Raw genomic sequence first — 25,811 nt, 5'->3', positions numbered from 1 at the left:
TTATAATTTTTTGTTAAAATTCAAATAGTGGTGTAAGATTCTGCTAATCTGAACGTCTTTATTATGGAGAAGCATTAGTAGTGTTTCTTTTCATAGTTTTTCATAGCAATTTTCCCACTTCATTCTTGAAGTGGGTTTGTTTTTTTTTATAAAAAATTAAACTGCTTGCTGTACTACTTCAAACAATTCTCCACCTTCGCATTTAATTACTTTTTGTTTAAACTTTACAATCAATTGATAATCGTGCGTAGCCATAAGAATCGTTTTTCCACTTTGGTGAATTTCATTCAATAACTCCATCACCTCTAGTGAAGTTTTTGGATCTAAGTTCCCCGTAGGTTCGTCTGCTAAAATTAATTCAGGATTATTTAATAATGCTCTTGCAATTGCTACACGTTGTTGCTCTCCTCCAGACAATTCAAAAGTTTTTTTATAGTACTTTTCCTTCATCCCTACCTTATCTAAAACTTCATGAATTTTATCTTTCATTTCAGTTTTATCTTTCCATCCAGTTGCCTTTAATACAAACTCTAAATTTTCAAATACGTTTCTATCGTTTAATAGTTTAAAATCCTGAAAAACGATACCTAATTTTCTTCTTAAAAAAGGAATATCTTTTTCTTTCATTTTCTTTAAATCAAAATCAACGATGCTTCCTAAACCACGTTGCAAACGTAAATCACCATACAAGGTTTTTAACAAGCTACTTTTCCCACTTCCAGTTTTACCAATTAAATAATAAAAATCACCTTTATTTAAGGTAAAGTTTACTTTTGATAACACTAAATTGTCTTGTTGATAAATATCTGCGTTTTCTAGGTGTAAAACAGGATTTTCCATGGAGTGTAGTTTTTTACAAATCTAAAATTTTATAACGTAATTCTCTAACATTTCTTACTTTTGATAAAAAGTCTCCCAACAAAAATAAAAAACTAACGTTATAGTTTCTAGATAACTAAAAAATATGAGATTTAACTGTTTCAAAAAAAGCTGCTACTTATTTCTTTTTTTAACCATTACAACAGCGGTAATAGCGCAAGAATCAGCTATAAATACTGATGTAAATGCCAATTTTCATAAAGCAATGCGCCTGTATAATAATAAAGCTTACGCTGCTTCTCAAGAAGTTTTTCGCGAAGTTTCTATAAACTCTGAAAAACATCATAACTTAAAAGCTGATGCTGACTATTATGATGCTATGTGTGCAATAAAATTACAACAAGATGATGCTGATTATAGAGTTAATCAGTTTGTTGAAAACTACCCTTACAACAATAAAAAAGAAAAAGCATTTTTAAATGTTGGTAATTATTATTTCGCCAACAGAAAAGCTGCTCACGCCCTAAAATGGTATCAAAAAGTAAATGAAAAACTATTGAGTCCAGAAGAAAAAAATGAACTCAATTATAAAATGGGCTATGCATTATTAGTTTCTAACTATTTAAAAGATGCTAAATCTCGTTTTCAAACTCTGTTAGGAAACCCTATTTATGGTAACGACGCTCGTTACTATTACGGATACATAGCCTATAAAGAAGAAAACTTTGGAGAAGCAGAAGACAATTTAAGTCAACTAGCTAATGATGCTACTTACCAAGCAAAAGCAAATTACTATATATTAGATATTAGTTTTAAAGCTGGAAGGTTCGATAAATCAATTCAAATTGGAGAACAATTACTAAAAACTACGAAAGATCAAAAAGAGATTTCTGAAATTTCTAAAATTGTTGGTGAAAGTTATTTTAACCTTAAAAAATACGAAAAAGCTATTCCATTTTTAAAAGCCTACAAAGGAAAAAATGGTCGTTGGACAAATACCGATTACTATTATTTAGGCTATGCTTATTATCAACAAAAAGATTATGAAACTGCTGTTAGTAATTTTAATAAAATTATTGGTGGAAATAACAAAGTAGCGCAAAATGCTTACTATCATTTAGGAGAGTGTTATTTAGAATTAGATAAAAAAACGGAAGCTTTAAACGCATTTAAAAATGCAAGTGAAATGGATTTTGATGCTCAAATTACTCAAAGTTCTTCTTTAAATTATGCGAAGTTAAGTTACGAAGAAGGAAATCCGTACGAAAGTGTTCCTGATGTTTTAAAAGGCTTTTTAGCTAAATACCCAACATCTCCATACGCTGCTGAAATTAGCAATTTGTTAGTGACTTCATACTTGCATCAACAAGATTATCAAGGTGCTTTGGACTTTTTAAATACCTCAGAGACTCCAGAAAGTAAAAGTATTATTAATGAAGTTTCTTTATACAGGGGAATTCAATTATATAACGAAACTAAAATAACAGAAGCCAAACCATACTTTGTAAATGCAACTCAGTCAGAGAACGCTACTGTGAGTAACAAAGCTGCTTACTGGTTGGCTGAAACCGAATATTCTTTAGGAAATTATCAAAGCGCTCTTAAACACTTCTTATCTGTTACTGATAAGGATATTAACGAGGCTAAGATGCTTAATTACCAAATTGGATACACAAACTTCAAACTAAAAAGTTATCCGAATGCTGCAAAATATTTTCAGCAATTTTTAGAACAAAATTTGGATGATAACGATTTAAATGATGATGCTTCCAATCGCTTAGGAGATTCTTTTTATGCTTCAAAAAGCTACACAAATGCTATTAAGGCATATAATAAGGTAATACAAGAAGGTGGTGTAGGATCAGATTATGCACAATATCAAACAGCTATGAGTAATGGTTTCTTAGGTAAAAACGATGTAAAAGTTCAAAACCTTGAAACTTTAATTAGTAACTATGATGGTTCTCAATTAAAAGACGATGCTTTATTTCAGTTAGCAACAACCTATACAACCATGAATAATGCCTCAAAAGCACAAAAAACTTACGAACGTTTATTAAAGAATCATCCAAAAAGCAACTACGTTCCAAATGTATTATTACGCCAAGGATTATTATATTATAGCAACAACAATAATAGAAAAGCTATCGAAAAATATAAAGAAGTTGTTGCGAAGCATCCTAATTCAAACGAAGCAAAACAAGCAGTAACCAACGTTAAAAATGTATATATCGATATAGGTAAAGTAGATGAATATGCTGCTTGGGTTAAAAACATACCTTTTGCTAATGTTAGCAATGCAGAATTAGATAACGCAACCTATCAATCTGCTGAAAATAAATTCCTAGAGAACGACAACACTAAGGCTATTGAAGGATTCAATAAATACTTACAACAATTTCCTAACGGGATTAATGTCTTAAAAGCTCATTTTTACTTAGCTCAAGCGTATAACAACACAAAGTTATTTGATAAAGCTATCCCTCACTACACCTATGTAAACAAACAAACAAAAAGCGAGTTTACAGAAGAATCTTTAACGAAGTTAGCTAATATTTATTTACAAAAAGAAGATTGGAGCAACGGTATTGTAGTACTCCAACAACTAGAAAAGGAAGCTAACTACCCACAAAACATCATTTTTGCTCAAAGTAATTTAATGAAAGGGTACTATAAAAAAGATGATTACACCAATGCTATTACTTATGCTGAAAAAGTGTTACTCAAAGGAAAGGTAGATACTAATATTGCTGAGGATGCTAAAATAATTTTAGCACGCTCTTCTTTCAAAAACAATGACTTTTTAACTGCTGAAGAATATTTTAACGAAGCTAGTAAAAAAGCTACTGGTGAACTGAAAGCCGAATGTTTATACTACAATGCTTTCTTTTTGCATGAGAATAAAGAATATGAAGCATCTACCAAAGCTGTACAAGATTTAATTGCCAACTACTCATCATATAAGTACTGGGGAGTTAAAAGTTATATAATAATGGCTAAAAACTATTATGCTTTGAAAGATGCATATCAAGCAACATACATCCTGGAGAACATCATCAAAAACTTTACACAGTATAAAGATGTAATTGAAGAAGCAAAAAACGAGCTTCGTACCATTAAAAATAAAGAAGCAAAAACAAACGAATCAGTAACTACCCAAAACTAAAATTTGTTAATAACAAACGAAAGTTAAATGACTAGATCGATGAAAAAGCACTTAAGTTTACTTGTTTTATTTTTAGTAGCATACACAAATGCACAAGAAAAAAACGCCACTAATAAAGCTAAAGACACTATTATAAAAACCGAAGTTGTAAATGTTGTAACTTCATATGTTCCTAAAATTACTGATGCTTTTAAAATAAAGCAAAAACCTGTAATTGAACACACTAAAGAAACTCAGAAAAAAGCTTTAGAGTATCAAATATTTTCAGTTCCTGTTGCCTCTACTTTTATACCAAAAAGTGGAACAATGAAAAAAGTAGATTTAGGAAAAAGAGAAAAATTATATCCTAACTACGTATCAGTTGGATTTGGAAACGTCCTTTCACCTTTTTTAGAAGCATATGTAAGACGAAATGAAAATTATGATAGTGAATTAACAGCACATCTAAAGTTCTTATTATCATCTGACCCTGTAGCTAACACAGAATTAAGCAGTACTTTTTATAATATTGACCTAAACATAAACTACACCCAACAAGAACGTTATTTTCAATGGTCAGCAGGTATCAGTACTGAAAAAGACAAATACAACTGGTACGGTTTACCTACAAATATTACGTTTACAGAAACTACTTTAAGTGCTATTGAAGAAGCACAAAGTTACAATCACATAAAAATATTTGGTCAAATAAAACCAGATGACTCTTTTTTAGATGAAGCTAATGGGTCAATCGCTTTTTTCTCTGACTCGTTTGAAAGTGCTGAATTTTTAGTTGATGGTAATGCACAATTTCGTTTTCCTTTAGATAATTTTCATCGCCAATTAAACGATTTGTATGTAAATACAACAGTTAACTACTTAGGAGGCTCTTATGCCTATGCATATGATGCAACTACTCCCATAGATTATAACTTCATTACACTTGGAGTACATCCTACTTACAAATTCAATCTACAAGATTTAGCTATTCAATTGGGAGCAAAAAGTTACTTCTCAATGGATACAGAAAATAGTGAAAATAACTTTTTTATCTATCCTGACGTGGAGATTTCCTATCCTGTAGTAAAAGAACTAGCAAATGTATTTGTTGGCGCATCTGGTGATTTAACTACAAATATGTATCAATCTTTTACAGATGACAACCCTTATTTGTCTCCCACTCTTGACATGAGACAAACTAATAAAAAGTTTGATGCTTTTGGAGGAATTAGAGGTAAACTAAACCATCAATTTAGTTATAATGCAAAAGTAAGTTATGCTGATATTGAAAATAATCCATTTTTTGTACTCAATCAATCAAAATCGGAGGGTGATAACATTGCTGGAACTAACGGATTTACTTTCTACGGGTATGAGTACGGGAACTCTTTTAAAGTAATTTATGATGATATTAAGTTAATGACCTTCTTTGGTGAAGTTGCCTTTGACGGCATTAAAAACCTTACTATTGGAGCGAATGCTCAGTTTAATAAATTTACCTTAACCAATGAAGAAGAAGCCTGGAACACGCCTAAAATAAAAGGAGAAGTTTTTGGAACCTACAAAACCAATAAATGGTTTGCTGGTGCTAACTTATACTTCGTAGGAAATCGTAAAGGAAGAGTTTATGACACTTTACCTGCTAAGACCTTTACTTCAGTAGACTTAAAAAGTTATTTTGATGTGAATTTTAATGGTGGATATCATTTTGATGATTCGTTCTCTGTATTCTTAAACTTAAACAATGTTTTAAACAACAGTTATCAGCGATTTAACAACTTTAATGTACAAGGATTTCAAGCAATGGGAGGTTTAACTTGGAAGTTTGACACCTTATTCTAAAAATTAAAATATAAAACTTACATTTAGGGTATTAAAATTAATACCCTAAATGAAAAAAACAATCTTTTTACTACTTACAAGCATTGCTTTATCTGCCTGTAAAACAGAACAAAAACAACCTACTATCTCTTCTAACACTTATACTGAAGCAAACTACCAACAAGACTCTACACAAATTAAAAAACTGTTCAGCACCGCTCTTACCCAAGGTAAATCGTATGAATGGTTACGTGATTTAACACAAAATATCGGAAGCCGTTTATCTGGTTCAGAAGGAGGTGCTAAGTCAGTTGTTTGGGGAGAAAAACTCATGAAAGAAGTTGGTTTAGACTCTGTATGGCTACAACCTATTATGGTTCCTCATTGGGTTCGTGGAGAAAAAGAAGTTGCTAATTATGAATTTAACGGAGAAAAAATAAATGTCCCTATTTGTGCTTTAGGAGGCTCAATTGCAACACCTTCTAACGGAATTACAGCAGAAGTTATCGAAGTAAAAAATATTGAAGAAGCTAAAAACTTAAGTGATAAAGCCAATGGTAAAATTGTATTTTTTAATGGTGCTTTTGACAACACTCTTATTAATACCTTTCAAGCTTATGGGGGTTGTGTAGGACAACGCTATGGAGGAGCTGCTATAGTTGGAAAATTTGGAGCAAAAGCAGTCATTGTTCGCTCTATGACTAATGGAATTGATGATTATCCACACACAGGTTCTATGGGGTACGGTGATATTCCAAAAGAAGAATACATTCCTGCAGCTGCTATTAGTTCTCGTGCTGCTGAAAACTTAAGCAAGCATTTAAAAGAAAACCCTAACTTACAGTTTTATTTTAAACAAAGTTGCGAAAACTTACCTGATAGCCCTTCACACAATGTCGTAGGAGAAATTAAAGGAAGTGAATATCCTGATAAAATTATGGTTGTTGGAGGACATTTAGATTCTTGGGATTTAGGGGAAGGCGCACACGATGACGGAACCGGAATTGTACAATCGTTAGAAGTTGCTTATTTATTCAAAAAGAACAAAATTCAACCAAAAAATACCATACGTATTGTCTTTTTTATGAATGAAGAAAATGGTTTACGAGGAGCAACCGAATATGCTCGTTTGGCCAAACAAAATAACGAACTACATATTGGAGCTTTAGAATCTGATGCCGGTGGGCATACCCCTAGAGGTTTTTCTATCGATGCTAATGAAAGAAACTTACAACTAGTTCAAAGCTGGAAAAAGCTTTTAGCGCCATACGGATTACATGATATTACTGCTGGAGGTGGCGGTGCTGACATCGGACCTTTAAAAGACGACCATGTTACCTTAGTAGGCTACCGACCAGATTCTCAACGCTATTTTGATTATCACCATGCAGCTACAGATACGTTTGATAAAGTAAATAAACGTGAACTTGAGTTAGGAAGTGCTTCTATGGCTAGTATTGTATATTTAATGGATAAATATTTATATAATGAAGAAGCTTTAAAACCTTAATTCATGGATACTTTTATCGTAGTATTAAAAATTATTTTCGGAATATTTTTCGCCTTTGCGGGTATTATGCACATTGTGAAACCTAAGATTTTCAATCGCTTTATTCCTAATTTCCTTCCCAAATTAGTTGTAAACTACATAGCTGGTTTATTAGAACTGCTTATTGGTATTGGATTACTAATTAATCAAACTACCAAACAAGCAGCCTTAGCAATGTTTTTATTAATGTTAATTTTCTTACCTATTCACATTTGGGATGTTTTTAGAGAAAAACCTGCAATTGGATCTAGGAAAATAGCCATTATAAGAGTGCCTCTTCAGTTTTTGTTATTATATATTGCCTATTTAATTTACACACACTAATGAAAAAAACACTACTCCCTCTGCTCTTTTTTAGTTTCCTACTTTCTTGCAAACAAAAAGAAAAAGTAGATACTATTGTTATTAATTCCTATACATACATGGTAAACTCTAATTTTGACACCGCTGAAAGTTTTGCTATTAAAGATGGAAAATTTATAGCCATAGGAAACAATAAAGAAATACAAAAAAAATACACAGCAACTAATCTTATCGATGCTAAAAACAAACCTGTTTACCCCGGGTTTATCGATGCACATTGTCATTTTTACGGATTAGGTTTACAACAACAGAAAGTAGACTTAGTTGGAACTGAGAGTTATGATGAAGTACTACAAAGATTAATTGATTTCCAAAAAGAAAAGAATACAACCTACATCACAGGCCGTGGTTGGGATCAAAATGATTGGGAAGTAAAAGAATTTCCCACCAAAGAAAAATTGGATAGTATATTTCCAAACACACCTGTTGCTATTCGTAGAATTGATGGTCATGCAATGTTAGTCAATCAAGCTGCTATTGATTTAGCTGGAATAACTCTTGACTCAAAAATTGACGGAGGAGAATTTATAAAAAAAGACGGTAAGCTAACAGGGGTGCTTATTGACAATGCAATGAACTTTATTAACAATCCAAAACCGTCTAAAAAAGAACAGATTCAAGCTTTAAAAGATGCTGAAAAAATCTGTTTTGATTTAGGATTAACTACCGTTGACGATGCTGGTTTAGATAAAGAAGTTATTGAGTTAATTGATAGTTTACAAAAATCAGGGGATTTAAAAATGCGCATATACGCTATGATTTCTAACAATCAAAAAAACCTTGATTACTACCTCAACAATGGCATCATTAAAACGGATAGATTAAACGTTCGTTCAGTAAAAGTTTATTCTGACGGAGCTCTAGGTTCTCGAGGAGCTGCTCTTAAAGACGAGTATTCTGATAAAAAAGGACATTATGGTGCTTTGGTAAACTCTTATGAGAACTTACAAAAATTAGCTAAGAGAATTGCTGCCTCCAACTATCAAATGAATACCCATGCAATTGGTGACTCTGCCAATTATGTGATGTTAAAAACCTATAACGAAGTATTAAAAAACAAAACTGACAGACGTTGGCGTATTGAGCACGCTCAAATAGTAGACATAAAAGATTTTAATCTATTCAAAAATGTACTCCCATCTATACAACCAACACATGCCACTTCTGATATGTATTGGGCTGAAAATCGTGTAGGTGCTGAAAGAATTAAAGGCGCTTATGCTTATAATGATTTATTAAAAGAATACGGAAAAGTTGCCTTAGGAACGGACTTTCCTATTGAACATGTTAGTCCATTATATACATTTTACGCAGCAACCATCAGAAAAGATTTAAAAGGATATCCCGAAAAAGGTTATCAAATGGAAAACTCTTTATCTAGAGAAAATGCTTTAAAAGGAATGACCATTTGGAATGCTTATGCAAACTTTGAAGAAAAAGAAAAAGGAAGCATAGAAGTTGGTAAAGTAGCTGATTTTATCATTTTAGACAAAGACATCGTGAAAATCGACGGAAAAGAAATTCCGAATACAAAAGTTTTAGCAACCTATATTAATGGTGAAAAAGTAAATTAAAAATGCATCTTTTTCTATTCGTTGTAGTCTGATTTACAAAATCAATAAATCATGACACAACTACAACGAAAACAGGAGTTTTACAAGCAGTTAACTTTAGCTAAAAAGGCACTTAAAAGCAAAAGCTTTCAGGTGTCTTTTTATCATTTAGAAAACGCTCATGTATTAGGACAAAAACATGTTTATAGACACTCTATATCTCATTATTACATGCTAGTTTACGGAATAAAAACAAACAGCAGTAAAGAAATTATTGGCCAACTTTTTAGAATTATAGCCTCTATTTTATTTACTTTAATTTGGGTACCTACAGGAAACACAGGTGGCTCTAACATATCTGCAATTAAACCTATTCCTGTTAGAAAAGAACTTCAAAAATATTTTTAAAAATAAATGCATCTTTTTACCCTTTTCCTAGTCTATTATATGAACACACAAAACATATAATATCATGAAAAATAATAATCAATGTACCTGCACTTGCGAAGGATGTAAAACAAATGACTGCTCAAATTGTACATGTGAAAACTGCACATGCAACAACTGTAACTGTTAATTAAATCAATTTTTAAATGTTTTGTCACGCTGAATAAAATGAAAAACAAATGTTTATTTATTCACCGTGGCATTTTTCGTAAATTTATAGAATGACAACGCAACAAGTTTGGAAAAAATACGCAGATGATATAAAACACTTTATTTTAAGTAAGGTGAAAGACACTACTGTGACTGATGACCTCTTACAAGAAACATTTATAAAAGTTCACACTAAACTTCATACATTAAACGATATCACCAAACTAAAACCTTGGATTTTTACGATTGCTCGGAATACGATGATGGATTACTTCAAGAATACTAATCAAACAATTGAATTTAAAAATTTTGAAGTTCAAACAGACATAAAAGAACAAGAGCATACCGAGAAAGATTGCTTACGTGGAATCTTACAAAGCTTGCCTAAAAAATATAGAGATCCACTATTTTTATCAGATATAAAAGGCTTAAAACAGCAAGAAGTTGCTGACATTTTAAAACAAAATTTACCAACCACTAAATCTCAAATTCAACGTGCTCGTAAATTAATTGCTCAAGGTTTTATGGATTGCTGTGGATTTTCACTTAACGAAGAAGGAAAATTAGTAGGTGAAATTCAAGACAAAGAAGATTGTAAAGTTTGTAAGTAGATTTTATTATTCAAATTGCACAAGCTACATTAAAAAAACAATTAAAAAGTACCTTGTTTAAAATATGAATCTATAATTTTTAAAACTTTCGTAACTTTGTGTAAATTCAACACTAAATGAAGATATCACAAAATATAAAAGTTGCTGTAGATGCTGTTGTTTTTGGCTACCAACAAAAAGAACTTTCTGTCTTATTAATAAAAAGAGGCATCGAACCTTTTAAAGGAGCTTGGGCATTGCCTGGTGGATTGGTTTTAGAAAACGAATCACTAGAACATGCAGTTGAAAGAGAATTATTAGAAGAAACAGGAGTTACTATTGATTATCTTGAACAATTGTACACATTCGGAACTCCCAAAAGAGACCCGAGAAACAGAGTTATTTCTGTTACCTATTTTGGTTTGGTAAGTCCCTATCATTTTAAAATTAGTGCTAATACTGATGCCGCTGAAGTACAATGGTTTCCTATTCATGAACTCCCCAAACTAGCATTTGATCACAATCGTATTTTAACCACAGCTTTACAAAGACTTCAAAACAAAATAAACTACCAACCTATTGGTTTTGAATTACTAAAAAAAGAATTTCCTTTTTCTGATTTAGAAAATTTATATCAAACAATCCTTAATCAAAAAATTGATAGACGTAATTTCAGAAAAAAAATTATGAGCTTTGGAATACTTACCGAAACCGATAAAATACACCAGCCTTCTAGTGGTAGACCTGCAAAACTTTTTAAGTTTAATGCTAAGAAGTATAAAGAACTAGAAAAGAAAGGATTCCACTTCGAAATTAAGTTTGCGTAAAAAAAACACTAAAACATTTTTTATTTTAAAAAACCGCATTATATTTGTGTAAAAATTACGCAATATGATTTTAAACTTAGATAAAAGCTTTACTCCTTACGGAACAGAAAACAATGTAGACTATAATTTCTTTACTTTTTCAGGAGGGGAACCACATATTAAAATCATTTCTGAACTTGAAAATGTGTCAGAAGTTACCATTACACATCGCATTCAGTCTTTTAATGATATCGGTACGCTTTTATTGGCTACTAATGCATTAAAAAACATGGGGATTGCAAAGTTACATGTTGTCCTTCCTTATTTTCCAGCAGCTCGTCAAGATAGATTAATGGTATCAGGTGAACCTTTATCGATAAAAGTATATGCAGATATTATAAATGCGCAAAACTTTAAGTCAGTAACTGTTTTCGATCCACATTCTGAGGTAACTCCTGCCCTATTGAATAACTGTAAGGTTATCGATAATCACAAATTTATAGAGCTAGTTACACAACAGCTTTCAGAAGATTTGACATTAATCTCTCCTGATGGTGGTGCTTTAAAAAAGATATACAAAGTTGCTGCTTACCTTCAAAACTATGAAGTAGTTGAATGCTCAAAAAGCAGAAACGTAAAAACAGGTCAGTTGACAGGTTTTAAAGTATATACTGATGACTTACAAGGAAAAGATTGTTTGATAGTAGATGATATTTGTGATGGTGGAGGTACTTTTCTAGGGCTAGCTAAAGAACTAAAAGCTAAGAATGCAGGAAACTTATACTTAGCGATAAGTCACGGAATATTTAGTAAAGGTTTTGATGAACTTGAAAAACACTTCACCAAAATTTTTACAACAGATAGTTTTAAAACTATAGAAAACGATAATTGCATACAGATTGAATTGGGAAAATTGCTATAAAAATCATAAAAACTACTATGAAAAATAACATTATAAAGTCAACATTTATTGGATTAGCTGTAGCTGATGCTCTAGGGGTACCTGTGGAGTTTAAAAACAGGCAAGAGTTAAAACAAAATCCTGTAATAGACATGAGAGAGTTTGGAACACATCACCAACCAAAAGGAACTTGGTCTGATGATAGTTCTCTTACATTTTGTTTAGCTGAAAGTTTATGTCAAGGGTACGATTTAGTGGATATTTCATATAAATTTATCCAATGGATGAATGCTGAGATATGGAATCCACACGGTAATGTTTTTGATATTGGAATCCAAACAAGAAAAGCGATTGAACAACTTTCAAAAATCATAAATAAAGAAGACTATAAAGAACTAGAAATTTTAAAATATTCTGATGATGAATATACCAATGGTAACGGTTCATTAATGAGAATTATTCCTTTACTCTTTTACATAAAGGGTAAGAGAATAAATGACCAATTTAATATTATTTGGCGTGTTTCATCACTAACACATCCACACATAAGGTCGGCAATTTCTTGTTTAATATATTTAAAATTAGCTGAACATATTTTAAATGGATTTTCAATTGTAGATTCATATAAAAAGATGCAAAAGGAAATTACTGTCTATTTTTCAGAAAGAAGTATTTCTTCTTACGAGCAAAATCATTTCTCTAGAATTTTAAAGCAAGATATATCTAACTTAAAAGAAAAAGATATCAATTCCAGTGGCTATGTTATAGATACATTAGAAGCTTCACTTTGGTGTTTGCTCAACACTACTAATTATAGTGAGGCAGTTTTAAAAGCTGTAAATTTAGGGGATGATACTGATACCACAGCTACTGTAGTTGGAGCTATTGCTGGTATGTATTATGGAATTGATAATATACCTCAAAAATGGATAGATTCATTAGTAAGAAAAGATGATATTATTCTCTTAAGTCAACAATTCGCAAAAAAATATCGTTATGAAAATTAACCAATAAAAACGTAACAAACATTGCTTACGTTTTTGAATAAAATTGAAAAAAATGAATGAGAAGAACACAAAAAGAATAAGTAAGTTTTTAAGCCTGATATTAAGGCATCAGCCTGAAAAAATTGGGCTAAAATTAGACATTAACGGATGGACTTCAGTAGAAGAACTTTTGAACAAATCAAGTAACAACGGAGTTTCATTTACTAAAGAAGAATTGGATTTAGTTGTAAAAACAAACGATAAACAACGATTTTCATTTAACGAAGACAAAACAAAAATAAGAGCCAATCAAGGACACTCTTTAAAAAATGTAACCATAGTAACTGAAACAAAGACTCCTCCTCCCTTTTTATATCATGGAACAGTAGCTAAATTTATTCCTTCCATAAAAGAAAACGGATTACAAAAAATGAGTAGGCAACATGTTCATTTGAGTTCCGATGTAGAAACTGCTAAAAATGTAGGCAGTAGAAGAGGTAAACCTATAATTTTGACTGTTCAGTCAGGTGCTATGCATAAAAAAATTATGAGTTCTTTTTATCTGAAAATGGAGTTTGGTTAACTAACCTTGTCCCGGCTGAATTTATTGATTTTTTAGATTTATAATAGTATGAAAACATTTGTCATTGGTGATATTCATGGAGGCTTAAAAGCCTTACCCCAAGTTTTAAAAAATGCCAAAATCACTATAGAAGATGCCTTAATTTTTCTTGGTGATTATGTGGACGGTTGGAGTGAATCTGCACAAGTCATTGATTTTTTAATAGAGTTAAACAAAAAGCATGAATGTATTTTCATTAAAGGAAATCATGATTTGTGGTGTGAAGATTGGTTGAGAACTGGTGAAGGTGAAACCATTTGGTTAGCACATGGTGGAGAAGAAACCAAAAAGAGTTACGAATCTTATTCAGAAGAACAAAAAAATGAACATCTAGCATTTTTTCAACAAATGAAACCTTACCATATCGATATTAAAAATCGTTTGTTTATTCATGCTGGATTTACCTCTATGCACGGAGTTGAAAAAGAGACATTCAAATTAAATTATCATTTTGATAGAACCTTATGGGAAACAGCGTTGGCTACTGATAAAAACTTATCTGAAAAATCTGAACTATATCCTGAAAGGTTTACACACTACTCAGAAATATACATTGGTCACACCCCAACTATACGCTATAGTTCATCAATACCTATAAACGCCTTAAACTTATGGAACATTGATACTGGAGCTGCATTTACAGGGTGTTTAACAATCATGGATATCGACAACAAAGAGTTTTGGCAAAGTGACCAAGTAAAAAATTTGTATCCAAATGAAAAAGGGAGAAATTAAAAAGATCTTTTAACTTATCCAAAAAGTAAACATTCAATAATTTTACGAAATATCCTTAGAAGTAACATGCTAGAACAAAATCATTATCAAAAGCTCAACTTAAAATATAATCCTTTTTCATTTCTAAATGAACAAGAATTACTAAAGGTTACAGAAGAACGAATCAACCTTAACGATTTGGCTTTAAAAATAATGTCAACCAGTTCTTGTTTTATTGAGTTTTATGGTAAAAAAGGAAGGGGAAAATCAACTCTTTTACAATCATTACACTCAAAACACTTAGCTAACTCAACTTTCTTCAAACTAAAGAAGAAAGAACATTCATATATAAATACAATCCCTGGAATTCTCATTATAGACTCCTTTCAACTCTTGTCCACAAAAAACAAACTGGAACTACTTACAAATCAAGACAAGCTAATTATTGGTGCACACTACTCTCATAAAATTCCGTATTTCCCGAAAAGAAAATTATATAAAAAAATAAATTTTAGCAAACTAGAATTAAACATAAACCTTTTTAGAAAAATTGTACATAAAAGAATTGAACTCGCCTGTTTAGATTCTCAAAAAGAATCTATAAAAATTAAAGATGCACATCTTCAAAAATTATTAGAAGATCACGGTAATAATTTACGAGAAATTCAACTATCCTTGTATGATTTTTTCTTAAACCCCAATAACGAACTATATGAGTTATCAACAATTTGTAGATATTAAGGTTACACTTGACAAAAACGAGTTTCAAGCAAATGAGACAATTTCTGGTGAAGTTTTTATTAAAAACCATAGTCCTATTCACTTAGATATTGAAAACATTCAAATTAAATTATCTATAAAACACCAAGGCAAGGGGGAAACTGATGAAATTACCTTGGACTATTATTCCATAAACGATTGTGAAAAAATTTCTAAAGGCCAAACCATAGCTTCTACATTTACCTTTAAACCTGTTTATAACGTTTCTTTTATCGGGGAAAATATGACACAAACGGTTTTGCTAACAGCTAAAGTCGACATAAAAAAAGAAAGTGAAAAACAGTTACGAAAAGAAAAATTATCTGACTTTAAAATAGGAGGTTATTTAAAAGGGCTCATTCGTCCTGATTTTTATCATGAAATTCCCATCTTACTAATAAAAGGAAACTCCACTTATAAATTTAAAAAAACTTCAGGTAGCATCAAACCCGGTATAAAAAAAGCGCAAACAATTTTATTTTTTGGTCTTATAATAACAGGAATTATAAGTGCTATAATTTATTCACAACTAGGTAGATTAGAGGTTTTTTATGTCTTTTTAAGCATATATGCCATACTGTGCGGAATAGTTTATTTTTATAAAATACAACCTTCACTGGCTATTGGAGCAATTAACTACAAACTAGAAGCGTTAGATGAACACTACTACAAAACTAACTTCAGGTTAAAAAAAAGAACAAATACAATACAACATATAAACTGTCAGTTAATAGGAAAAGAAAGAGTTACCTATGATAACGGTAGTAGTAGATCAACCAGTATTAAAACTTTTTATAAAGGAGAAAAAACAAAAGTAACCCCTATAAATATTTCATCTTTTAAATCTAAATTCCCCGAAGAATCCCTCCCTATCTCTATTAAAAATAACGATTTTGAAATTATGTGGTATCTTAAAATAGAGGTGCTTACGAGAAACAATAAACGCATAGAGGGAGAAGACTTAATTCTTATAGACTTCGAAAAATTACTATAATTATTTATAAAAAAATAAGATTCTATTGTGAAGTAAAATTAATTTGCGTAAATTTGACACAAACAAAATAACATACTATGAATCCATTATTATATACAGACGGTTACAAAGTAGACCACAGAAGACAATACCCTAACAATACTACCTTAGTATATTCAAACTGGACACCAAGAAAAAGTAGAATTCAAGGAGTTGAAAAGGTAGTCTTTTTCGGACTACAATACTTCATTAAAAAATATATTATTGAAGAATTTCAAACCAACTTCTTTAACAAACCAAAAGAAGAAATTTGCAAACAATACAGTAGAAGAATCAATAATTATTTAGGTGAAAACTCAGTAGGTATAGAACATATTGCTGCATTACACGATTTAGGGTACATTCCTATGACTTTTAAAGCATTACCTGAAGGTGTCGAGGTTCCTATTAGAGTACCCATGTTTACCATGTATAATACATTGCCAGAATTCTTTTGGTTAACCAATTACTTTGAAACCTTATTATCTACCACGGTTTGGTTACCATGTAATTCTGCAACTATTGCAAAACAATACAGAAAAATATTAGACAAATACGCACAAGAAACCTCATCTGTTCCTGAAATGGTAGATTGGCAAGGACACGACTTTTCTATGAGAGGAATGGCTGGTTTAGAAGCTGCTGAAATGAGTGCTGCTGGTCACTTATTAAGTTTTACTGGTACAGATACAATTCCTGCTGTAGACTTTTTAGAAAAATATTACAATGCAAATTCTGATAATGAATTGATTGGTGGTTCTGTTGCAGCAACTGAACACTCTGTAATGTGTATGGGAACCAATAGTGGTGAAGAAGATACTTTTAAAAGATTAATTACTGAGGTATATCCAAACGGTATCGTTTCTATTGTTTCTGATACGTGGGATTTATGGAAAGTACTTACCGAATACTTACCTAATCTAAAAGAAGAAGTCTTAGCCAGAGATGGAAAAGTAGTCATAAGACCAGACAGTGGTGATCCTGTGGATATTATTTGCGGAAATCCAAATGGTAAAACAGTAGAAGAACAAAAAGGGGTTATACAGCTGCTTTGGGAAGTTTTTGGAGGAACAACCAATACAAAAGGATATAAAGAACTAGATAGTCATATTGGAGCTATTTATGGCGATAGCATTACCCTTGAAAGAGCCACACAAATTTGTGAACGTTTAAAACAAAAAGGGTTTGCATCTACCAACGTAGTCTTAGGAATTGGTTCTTTTACCTATCAATACAACACCAGAGATACCTTTGGATTTGCCATGAAAGCCACTTACGGAGAAGTAGATGGAGAAGGAAGAGAAATCTTTAAAGATCCAATTACTGATGACGGAACTAAAAAATCTGCTAAAGGGCTATTAAAAATAACACTAGAAGATGGAGAATATACATTACACGATCAAGTAAGTTGGAAAGAAGAACAAGAAGGCGAGTTACGAGAAGTTTTTAAAGACGGAAAATTGTTGGTTGATGAAAAACTAAGTGAAATAAGACTCCGTACTAAAAACAACGTATTAGAATTTTCAGAATAACAAAAAAGCAGGAATTTTACTCCTGCTTTTTTGTTATTTAAAAACCTACTAAAAACACTAAATACCAACACCTTACAAACTACTTAATTTGCTTAACTCTTGATTTTTTCATATCTTAATTGCAACTAAAAAAGAAACTTATGACAGATCAAGAACAGAAAAGACTCGATACAATGAACTCTGTTTTAGTTAAAATGGAAGACATTAAAAACACGCAAAAAAGTTTAATTGAAAAAATTGGTGTGGTTGAAGTTCAACTATTCGATATCCAGTCAAAAGACTTAGACAAAGAACTCGAAAAAGTAATGGTAAGAGCTTCTGACACCTTAAATATTATAAAACAAGCTACCGAAGCTTTTGAAATGAAACGAAACCGTTTAGAAAACGAAGCATAAATAAAAAATCCGCCTAACAGCGGATTTTTATTTTTATCGTCTCTTCTTTTTAAAACCTTTATTCTTTCTTCTAGAAGGCTTTGATGGTTTATACGTTACAGTATCATCAAAGGTATTTTTAGCTTTTCCTGCTTTATTTTTTCGCCAAGAAGTGTCTTCTGGAAGTAACTTTTTCAATAAATCTGTACGTCCAACTTTGTTTAACGTATCTTTAATCCATTGCTTATTTTCCTTTTTATACCAAAAGAAAAACTTGTGCTGATCTTCCTTCTCCTTTTTAGTTTTCGGAGTTTTTACCTCTTTTAAAGTATACGGATGATATCCACTGTAATAAATTACCGTAGCCACCGTCATAGGTGTTGGCGTAAAGCCTTGTACCTGTTCTAGCTGAAACCCCATATCTTTAGTCTCCGCAGCTAAGTTTGCCATATCTTCTGCCTCACAAGCTGGGTGGCTTGATATAAAATAAGGAATTAATTGAAGTTTTAATTTCTTTTTGATGTTAATACGATCAAAACGTTCTTTAAATAAATGGAAGTATTTAAACGACGGTTTACGCATTAACTTTAGTACAGGATCAGAAGTGTGTTCCGGTGCAACTTTTAATCGCCCAGAAACGTGTTTTGTCATCACCTCTTCTGTATATGCATCTAACTCTTTAGGATCTGCATTTTTATTGAATTCAGGCACTAACATATCATGTCGAATACCACTACCAATAAATGATTTTTTCACCTTCGGATGTGCATCAACAGCTTGGTACAATTTTGTTAACGGTTTATGCGAAGTATCTAAATTACTACAAATTACGGGTGAAATACACGACGGAGCAACACATTTGTCACAAATCGACTGTACTTTACCTTTCATTTTATACATATTCGCAGAAGGTCCTCCAATATCAGATAAGTAGCCTTTAAAATCATCCATTTGGGCAACTTGATCTACTTCCTTTAAAACAGATTCTTGACTTCTACTCGCAATAAATTTTCCTTGATGTGCAGAAATAGTACAAAAACTACATCCTCCAAAACATCCACGGTGAATATTTATGGAAAACTTAATCATTTCAAACGCAGGAATAGGTCCACGTTTGTTATACTTTGGATGCGGTAATCGTGTAAAAGGCAAATCAAACGAAGCATCAATTTCTTCCTCTGTCATTGTTGGAAACGGCGGATTAATCATCAACTTTTTATTCCCAACCTTTTGAAAAATACGACGTGCATATAATTTGTTTGACTCCTGCTCTATCACTTTAAAGTTAGAAGCATAGGCTTTCTTATCCTTCAAACAAGTTTCATGCGAATTAATTTCTACATCGTCCCAGTTCTTATTTTTCGGAGTTTTCTCACCTTCTTCTAATAAAACAGCTGTCTGCTTAATCGTTTTTAAGCTCGAAAATGGTACACCTTTTTGCAACAACTCAACAATTTCTCTTAGTGGCTGCTCTCCCATTCCGTATACCAACATATCTGCTTTAGAAGTTTCTAAAATCGTTGGTAATAATTTATCAGACCAATAATCGTAATGCGTAACACGACGTAACGAAGCCTCAATTCCTCCAATTAATACAGGAACATCTGGGAACTTTTCTTTTAAAATTTTAGAATATACTGAAGTCGCATAATCAGGTCTGAACCCTTTATCTCCATTAGGAGTGTAAGCATCTTTATCACGACGACGTTTACTAGCCGTGTAATTACTAACCATGGGATCCATACAACCACCGGTAACTGCAAAAAATAATCTTGGAGTTCCTAGCTTTTCAAAATCTTGTAAATTATCGTGTACACTTGGTTGCGGAACAATTGCCACACGCAAGCCATAACTCTCTAAAATACGTCCAATTACTGCAGGACCAAATGATGGATGATCTACATATGCATCTCCACTGAATAGGATTACGTCTAATTCATCCCATCCTCTTAACTTCACCTCCTTTTTCGTAGTCGGTAACCAATCTGAAAGTCGTCTAATTCTCATGCCGCTGCAAAGGTACGGGGTTTTATTTACACTACAATACAGTAAAAAACTGAAAACTAGCCATAAATAAAGAAAAAACTATACATTAAAACATCTCTTTAACAATTAATTAAGATAATTCTGGTAGTAGTTTTGCTAAATTCCGCACTTATTTATTCAATTAATTTTTACAATGACTAAAAAAATACTTTCAACTATTTTAGTGGTATTTCTTACTTTAGGAGTTTCTTTGAATGCAGAAGCACAACGAAAGAAGAAAAAAAACACAAAAAAAGAGACTCCCGCTAAAAAAGACAAACCTAAAAAAGGCGGTATACAACCTTATGAAAAGGTAGTTACCAAAAAACACAAAACAGACGAAGGTTTGTTTAAAGTGCACTCAAAAGATGCTAACTATTTATTTGAAATTCCAGACTCTCTTCTGAACCGTGAAATGCTTATGGTGACTAGAATTGCCAAAACAGCTAGCGGAATTGGCTTTGGTGGTGGAAAACAAAATACACAAGTGTTACGTTGGGTAAAAAACAAGAAACAAATTTTACTAAAAGTAGTTTCTCACAATGTTGTAGCAGACACCATTTTACCGGTACACGAAGCCGTTGTAAACTCTAATTTTGAACCTATCTTATATGCTTTTCCAATCAAAGCATTTAGCAAAGACTCTACAGCTACTGTAATTGATGCTAGCCCTCTTTTTGAAGGTGATGTAAAAGCAATTACTTTTCCACAAAGAAGCAGAAAACGTTATAAGATTTCTAAAATGGATAAAACAAGATCTTATATTGACAGAATTAGCAGTTATCCTCAAAACATAGAAGTTAGAAATGTAAAAACTTACATTGCTGGGAATCCTCCATCAAATTCAAGTGTAGGTTCTGTAACTATGGAATTGAGTAATTCTATGATTTTACTTCCTAAAACACCTATGAAAAGACGTTATTTTGACGAACGTGTAGGATGGTTTACGAGTTCTCAAACAGATTATGGTTTAGATGTTCAAAAAAGTAAATCAGTTACCTATTTAGACAGATGGCGTTTAGAAGTAAAAGACGAAGATTTAGAAAAGTTTAAAAGAGGTGAATTAATAGAGCCTAAGAAGCAAATCGTATACTACATTGACAGGGCTACACCAAAAAAATGGCGTAAGTACATCAAACAAGGTATTGAAGATTGGCAAATTGCTTTTGAAGCAGCTGGATTTAAAAATGCCATCATCGCTAAAGATGCTCCTACTAAAGAAGAAGATCCTGATTGGAGTCCTGAAGATGTACGTTATTCTGTAGTTCGTTACTTAGCATCTCCAATTCCTAATGCAAATGGACCTCACGTTAGTGACCCTCGTTCAGGAGAAATTTTAGAATCTGATATTAACTGGTATCATAATGTAATGACCTTATTACACAACTGGTTTTTTGTACAAACAGCTGCAATCAATCCAGATGCAAGAGGAAATCAATTTAAAGATGAAGTTATGGGACGCCTAATCCGTTTTGTTTCTTCTCACGAAGTTGGACATACTTTAGGATTGCCTCACAACATGGGAAGTTCTGTTGCATATCCTGTAGATTCTTTACGTTCTGCTGAATTTACTAAAAAGAACGGAACAGCTCCTTCAATCATGGATTATGCTCGTTTTAACTATGTAGCACAACCAGAAGACAAAGGAGTTGCTTTAATGCCTAATATTGGACCTTACGATAAATATGCTATCAACTGGGGATACAGACCAATCTTAGATAAATCAGCTAAAGATGAAAAAACAATCTTAAATCAGTGGATTAAAGAAAAAGCAGGAAATCCTGTGTATAGATTCGGACACCAACAAGTTCGTAATATTATTGACCCTAGCTCACAAACAGAAGATTTAGGTGACGATGCCATGAAAGCAAGTGCTTATGGTATTAAAAACTTACAACGTATTTTACCTCGTTTAGAAGAGTGGACTACTGAAGATGGTGAAACTTACGAAGAGTTAAAAACTATGTACGGACAAGTAGTTGGACAGTTTAACAGATATATGGGACACGTAAGTTCTAATATTGGTGGTGTATATGAGTATTTTAAAACTGCCGATCAAGATGGGGCTGTTTATGTACACGTACCTAAAGAGCATCAAAAAAGAGCGTTACAATTTGTAAATAACGAATTGTTTAAAACTCCTACTTGGTTAATTGATGAAAACATCATCAGTAAAACACAACACTCAGGAATTATTGAGCGTATTAGAGGTTTACAAGTACAAACCTTAAATAGGGTTTTAAAAACTGGAAGGTTAACTCGTATGATTGAGAATGAAACTTTAAACGGAACTAAAGCATATTCTCTTATTGAAATGATGGGTGATTTACGTAAAGGTATTTGGAGCGAAGTATACGCTAACAAAACTATAGATCCGTATCGTAGAAACTTACAACGTGCACATTTAGACAGATTGGACTTTTTACTAAACAAAGCAAAAGACCAAAAAGCACCAAGAAGTGATAGAGGCTATTTTAAACAAACAGCGGTTACTATCAATCAATCAGATATTAAACCTGTGGTAAGAGGAGAGCTAAAACGTTTACAAAAAGATATTAAACGTAGTATTCCTTCAGTTCGTAACACAATAACCCGTTACCACTTACAAGATGCAGCAGATAGAATAGACACTATTCTAAACCCAAACAACTAATTTTTCTTACATAACAGCAATCTAGTAGATTGCTGTTATTTTTATACTTTTATTATACATCAACAAAACCAAATGAAAAAAAACTTAATTCTATTCTTTATAGTTGCAATTTCATTTGCTAGTTGTACTAAAAAAACAACAGTAAAGAAAGCTGAAAAGAAAGAAAACACTTACGTTAAAGACCATTACACTAAAAAAGAGGTGAAAATTACAATGAGAGATGGTGTAAAACTACACGCCACTATCTATTCACCAAAAGACACTAGTAAAACCTATCCTATTTTACTACAACGTACTCCGTATAGTTGCCAACCTTATGGAGAAGATAAATTTAGAAGAAAAATTGGTCCAAACCCAGTTTTAATGAAAGAAGGAAACATCATAGTATATCAAGATGTTCGCGGACGTTGGATGAGTGAAGGAGTGTATGACAATATGCGTGCTTACATTCCAAATAAAACAGAAAAACAAACCGATGAAACTACCGATACCTATGACACTATCGATTGGCTAGTGAACAATGTAGCTAACAATAATGGTAAGGTAGGTACATGGGGAATTTCATACCCTGGTCATTATGCTACTGTTTCAACCATTGATGCACACCCTGCTTTAAAAGCTGCTTCACCACAAGCGTGTATTGGTGATTTCTTTTTTGACGATTTTCATCATAACGGAGCTTTTTTATTAAGCTATTTCAAAGCTATTTCTTTATTCGGAACTTACAAAGATCAACCAACTGATTCTGCTTGGTACTCATTCCCTGATATGAAAACTCAAGACCAATATCAGTTTTTCTTAGATAAAGGGCCATTAAAAAACTTAAACGAATATTTTCAATACGATAAGCTAGACAGCAAAGTTACCGACAATAAGGAGCGTATTGATGATTTCTTTTGGAAGGAAATTGTAGAACATCCTAATTACGACTCGGTATGGCAAAGCAAAGGAATTATCCAACATTTAGATAAAGTTCCTTCTACAGTAGCAACAATGATTGTTGGAGGTGAATTTGATGCAGAAGATTTGTACGGGCCTTTAGAAACTTATAAAAACATCGAAAAAAATCAACCAAACAACTATAATACAATTGTTTTTGGACCTTGGGATCATGGCGGATGGTCTAGAAGTAAAGTAGCTAATAAAGTTGGTAACTACTACTTTGGAGATTCAATCTCTTTAAAATTCCAAAAAGAAGTAGAAACAAAATTCTTTAACCACTTCTTAAAAGGTGATGGTACTAAAAACTCTGGATTACCAGAAGCCTATGTTTTTGATACAGGTAAAAAAACGTGGAAATCATACGATGTATGGCCACCAAAAAATACTCAAAAACAAACATTTTTCCTTTCAGAAAATCAAGAACTAACAGCAAACCAAAAAGGAATAGATAAAGTTAGTTTTATTAGTGATGTTAAGCGACCTGTGCCTTATTCAGAAGATATTAAAACGGTATTTACTCCGCGTAAATATATGACAGACGATCAGCGTTTTGCTGCTCGAAGACCTGATGTATTGGTATTTGAAACAGAGGTATTAACAGAAGATTTTACCCTTGCTGGTGATATTTTAGCAAAGCTACAAGTAGCTACTACAGGTTCAGCAGCCGATTGGATTGTGAAGGTTGTTGATGTGCATCCTGCTGATTTAAAAAACGACAACAAAGAAATGCAATCACATTTAAAACTAAGCAACTACCACTTAATGGTACGTAGTGAAGTAATGCGTGGACGTTTTAGAAATAGTTTTTCAAATCCAGAACCTTTTACACCAAATAAGAAAACAGCCGTAAACATTAAACTACAAGATGTTTTCCATACGTTTAAAAAAGGACATAAAGTGCAAATACAAGTACAAAGTACTTGGTTTCCTTTAATCGATTTGAATCCGCAAACCTATGTAGATAATATTTACAAAGCAGACGAAAAAGATTTTAAAACACAAACACACTCAGTATTTACCGATTCTAGTATAGAATTTACAGTGTTAAAATAACAACAAACTTTTTTCTATTTAAAAACTCACAACACTTAAGTATTGTGAGTTTTTTTAATCAAAAAAACAGCTTATTTATTACTAGATTTTCTACGCAACCTTTTTACACTTTAAGCATCTATTTTAAAATGTATAAACTCTTAATAAGTAATATGATAAAGCAACTACTACTTTCAATAACCATCGGAGCTTTTTTCTCTTGCTCCAAAGACAATCATAAAGTTATTGATGATATACCAGACTCAAATAACATAGAAGAACAAATAGTAGGCAGGTGGATGCCAGTACAAACACTTCTAAACAATCAGGTGACATACGATAGAAATATCCATACTGGATTAGAAAATGACACACATTACGAACGCAGATTATATAAAGAAGATAAAACAGTTCGCTTATCTAATAGCGACGGTAATATTAATTTGTTTACTTGGGAGCTAAATCCAGCAGCCGACTCTATCACCATAGCTAAAGGTTTATCTAATGAACGACGTTATTTAATAGAATATCTTTCAAAAGATAGCTTATCCTTTTCTATAGAACCTTTCTCGGGTCATAAAGTAGTGTATAATTTTAGTAAAGAACATAATGAAGCCATACACCGAAGCGACTTAATAGCCAAAGACTGGAAATACGATTTCGTTTGGGCTCGCTTATTTAGTATGGATGGATATAAATATGTTAGAAACGGTTCTGTTTCTAACGATTTTTATGAAAATGCAAAAGTAAGTTTTCACGACGATGGTTCATTTATCATAACTTCTGGTAATAATACTATACACGAACAAGGAACTTGGCATCTTAACTTAGATGACATGCAACTGGTAATTGAAGGTAATTACATAAGAGAAGCAACCTTATTAGAACTGAACGAACATAAAATGGTTTTTGTGTTTAAAAACCCACAAGACAATAACACAAACTATCAAATGGATTTCTCCACTTATTAAACAGTAAAATTCATCACTTTAAAATAAAACAGTATATTTAAGACA

General features: G+C 32.1%; 19 protein-coding genes and 2 pseudogenes. 19 read left to right on the top strand and 2 right to left on the bottom strand.

Going from position 1 to position 25,811, the window contains the following annotated elements:
* Positions 1 to 317: 317 nt before the first annotated feature.
* A pseudogene (locus ABHQ57_RS05655) lies at positions 318 to 840 on the bottom strand (cell division ATP-binding protein FtsE); the annotation flags it as partial.
* Positions 841 to 964: 124 nt separating this feature from the next.
* Between ABHQ57_RS05655 and ABHQ57_RS05650 the strand changes: the two are divergent.
* The 16 genes and pseudogenes from ABHQ57_RS05650 (at position 965) to ABHQ57_RS05575 (ending at position 18,164) form a co-directional block, all read left to right on the top strand.
* On the top strand, positions 965 to 3,985 hold the full coding sequence (locus tag ABHQ57_RS05650) for a tetratricopeptide repeat protein (RefSeq protein ID WP_083574761.1): 3,021 nt from the start codon (positions 965 to 967) through the stop codon (positions 3,983 to 3,985).
* A gap of 39 nt (positions 3,986 to 4,024) precedes the next feature.
* Complete coding sequence (locus tag ABHQ57_RS05645; RefSeq protein WP_167713252.1) at positions 4,025 to 5,806, top strand: hypothetical protein; 1,782 nt, start codon at positions 4,025 to 4,027, stop codon at positions 5,804 to 5,806.
* Between the two features lie 49 nt (positions 5,807 to 5,855).
* Positions 5,856 to 7,295, top strand: coding sequence for a M20/M25/M40 family metallo-hydrolase (locus ABHQ57_RS05640; protein ID WP_167713250.1), 1,440 nt, complete (start codon positions 5,856 to 5,858; stop codon positions 7,293 to 7,295).
* A gap of 3 nt (positions 7,296 to 7,298) precedes the next feature.
* Complete coding sequence (locus tag ABHQ57_RS05635) at positions 7,299 to 7,658, top strand: MauE/DoxX family redox-associated membrane protein (RefSeq protein ID WP_167713248.1); 360 nt, start codon at positions 7,299 to 7,301, stop codon at positions 7,656 to 7,658.
* The gene (locus ABHQ57_RS05630; RefSeq protein ID WP_167713245.1) at positions 7,658 to 9,271 is read left to right on the top strand and encodes an amidohydrolase; all 1,614 of its coding nucleotides are present in this window, start codon (positions 7,658 to 7,660) and stop codon (positions 9,269 to 9,271) included. Before ABHQ57_RS05635 ends, ABHQ57_RS05630 begins: the two co-directional genes overlap by 1 nt.
* A 51-nt stretch (positions 9,272 to 9,322) precedes the next feature.
* Complete coding sequence (locus ABHQ57_RS05625; protein WP_047788484.1) at positions 9,323 to 9,658, top strand: DUF3703 domain-containing protein; 336 nt, start codon at positions 9,323 to 9,325, stop codon at positions 9,656 to 9,658.
* 260 nt (positions 9,659 to 9,918) lie between these two features.
* The gene (locus tag ABHQ57_RS05620) at positions 9,919 to 10,458 is read left to right on the top strand and encodes a sigma-70 family RNA polymerase sigma factor (protein ID WP_047788485.1); all 540 of its coding nucleotides are present in this window, start codon (positions 9,919 to 9,921) and stop codon (positions 10,456 to 10,458) included.
* A gap of 116 nt (positions 10,459 to 10,574) precedes the next feature.
* Complete coding sequence (locus ABHQ57_RS05615; RefSeq protein ID WP_159489825.1) at positions 10,575 to 11,264, top strand: NUDIX domain-containing protein; 690 nt, start codon at positions 10,575 to 10,577, stop codon at positions 11,262 to 11,264.
* A 64-nt stretch (positions 11,265 to 11,328) separates the two neighbouring features.
* Positions 11,329 to 12,165 (top strand): ribose-phosphate diphosphokinase, encoded by an 837-nt coding sequence (prs, locus tag ABHQ57_RS05610; RefSeq protein WP_167713243.1) that lies wholly within the window; start codon positions 11,329 to 11,331, stop codon positions 12,163 to 12,165.
* A 17-nt stretch (positions 12,166 to 12,182) separates the two neighbouring features.
* Positions 12,183 to 13,151, top strand: coding sequence for an ADP-ribosylglycohydrolase family protein (locus tag ABHQ57_RS05605; RefSeq protein WP_167713241.1), 969 nt, complete (start codon positions 12,183 to 12,185; stop codon positions 13,149 to 13,151).
* 52 nt (positions 13,152 to 13,203) lie between these two features.
* A pseudogene (locus ABHQ57_RS05600) lies at positions 13,204 to 13,757 on the top strand (RNA 2'-phosphotransferase).
* Positions 13,758 to 13,761: 4 nt separating this feature from the next.
* Positions 13,762 to 14,487 (top strand): metallophosphoesterase, encoded by a 726-nt coding sequence (locus tag ABHQ57_RS05595; protein ID WP_167713239.1) that lies wholly within the window; start codon positions 13,762 to 13,764, stop codon positions 14,485 to 14,487.
* Positions 14,488 to 14,553: 66 nt separating this feature from the next.
* Positions 14,554 to 15,207 (top strand): hypothetical protein, encoded by a 654-nt coding sequence (locus tag ABHQ57_RS05590; protein ID WP_167713237.1) that lies wholly within the window; start codon positions 14,554 to 14,556, stop codon positions 15,205 to 15,207.
* The gene (locus ABHQ57_RS05585) at positions 15,179 to 16,219 is read left to right on the top strand and encodes a hypothetical protein (protein WP_073181669.1); all 1,041 of its coding nucleotides are present in this window, start codon (positions 15,179 to 15,181) and stop codon (positions 16,217 to 16,219) included. The genes ABHQ57_RS05590 and ABHQ57_RS05585 overlap by 29 nt, the downstream gene beginning before the upstream one ends.
* Positions 16,220 to 16,296: 77 nt before the next feature.
* Positions 16,297 to 17,769: a nicotinate phosphoribosyltransferase gene (locus tag ABHQ57_RS05580; protein ID WP_167713235.1), complete on the top strand. Its 1,473-nt coding sequence runs from the start codon at positions 16,297 to 16,299 to the stop codon at positions 17,767 to 17,769.
* A gap of 140 nt (positions 17,770 to 17,909) precedes the next feature.
* A complete protein-coding gene (locus ABHQ57_RS05575) occupies positions 17,910 to 18,164 on the top strand; it encodes a hypothetical protein (protein WP_047788492.1) in 255 nt (84 codons plus the stop codon).
* Between the two features lie 33 nt (positions 18,165 to 18,197).
* On the opposite strand, the gene ABHQ57_RS05570 is transcribed toward ABHQ57_RS05575, so the two are convergent.
* On the bottom strand, positions 18,198 to 20,150 hold the full coding sequence (locus ABHQ57_RS05570) for a YgiQ family radical SAM protein (protein WP_167713233.1): 1,953 nt from the start codon (positions 20,148 to 20,150) through the stop codon (positions 18,198 to 18,200).
* 172 nt (positions 20,151 to 20,322) lie between these two features.
* Between ABHQ57_RS05570 and ABHQ57_RS05565 the strand changes: the two genes are divergently transcribed.
* From ABHQ57_RS05565 to ABHQ57_RS05555, 3 genes are all read left to right on the top strand, one after another.
* On the top strand, positions 20,323 to 22,821 hold the full coding sequence (locus ABHQ57_RS05565) for a zinc-dependent metalloprotease (RefSeq protein ID WP_167713231.1): 2,499 nt from the start codon (positions 20,323 to 20,325) through the stop codon (positions 22,819 to 22,821).
* 72 nt (positions 22,822 to 22,893) lie between these two features.
* Complete coding sequence (locus tag ABHQ57_RS05560) at positions 22,894 to 24,816, top strand: CocE/NonD family hydrolase (RefSeq protein ID WP_167713229.1); 1,923 nt, start codon at positions 22,894 to 22,896, stop codon at positions 24,814 to 24,816.
* 152 nt (positions 24,817 to 24,968) lie between these two features.
* Positions 24,969 to 25,766, top strand: coding sequence for a hypothetical protein (locus ABHQ57_RS05555; RefSeq protein WP_167713227.1), 798 nt, complete (start codon positions 24,969 to 24,971; stop codon positions 25,764 to 25,766).
* Positions 25,767 to 25,811 lie beyond the last annotated feature (45 nt).

It is taken from the genome of Tenacibaculum sp. ZH5_bin.1 (genome assembly GCF_042865525.1).
Classification (GTDB): Bacteria; Bacteroidota; Bacteroidia; order Flavobacteriales; family Flavobacteriaceae; genus Polaribacter; species Polaribacter mesophilus.
Note: the sequence above shows the minus strand (reverse complement) of the source record. Positions and strands in the feature narration are given on the sequence as shown.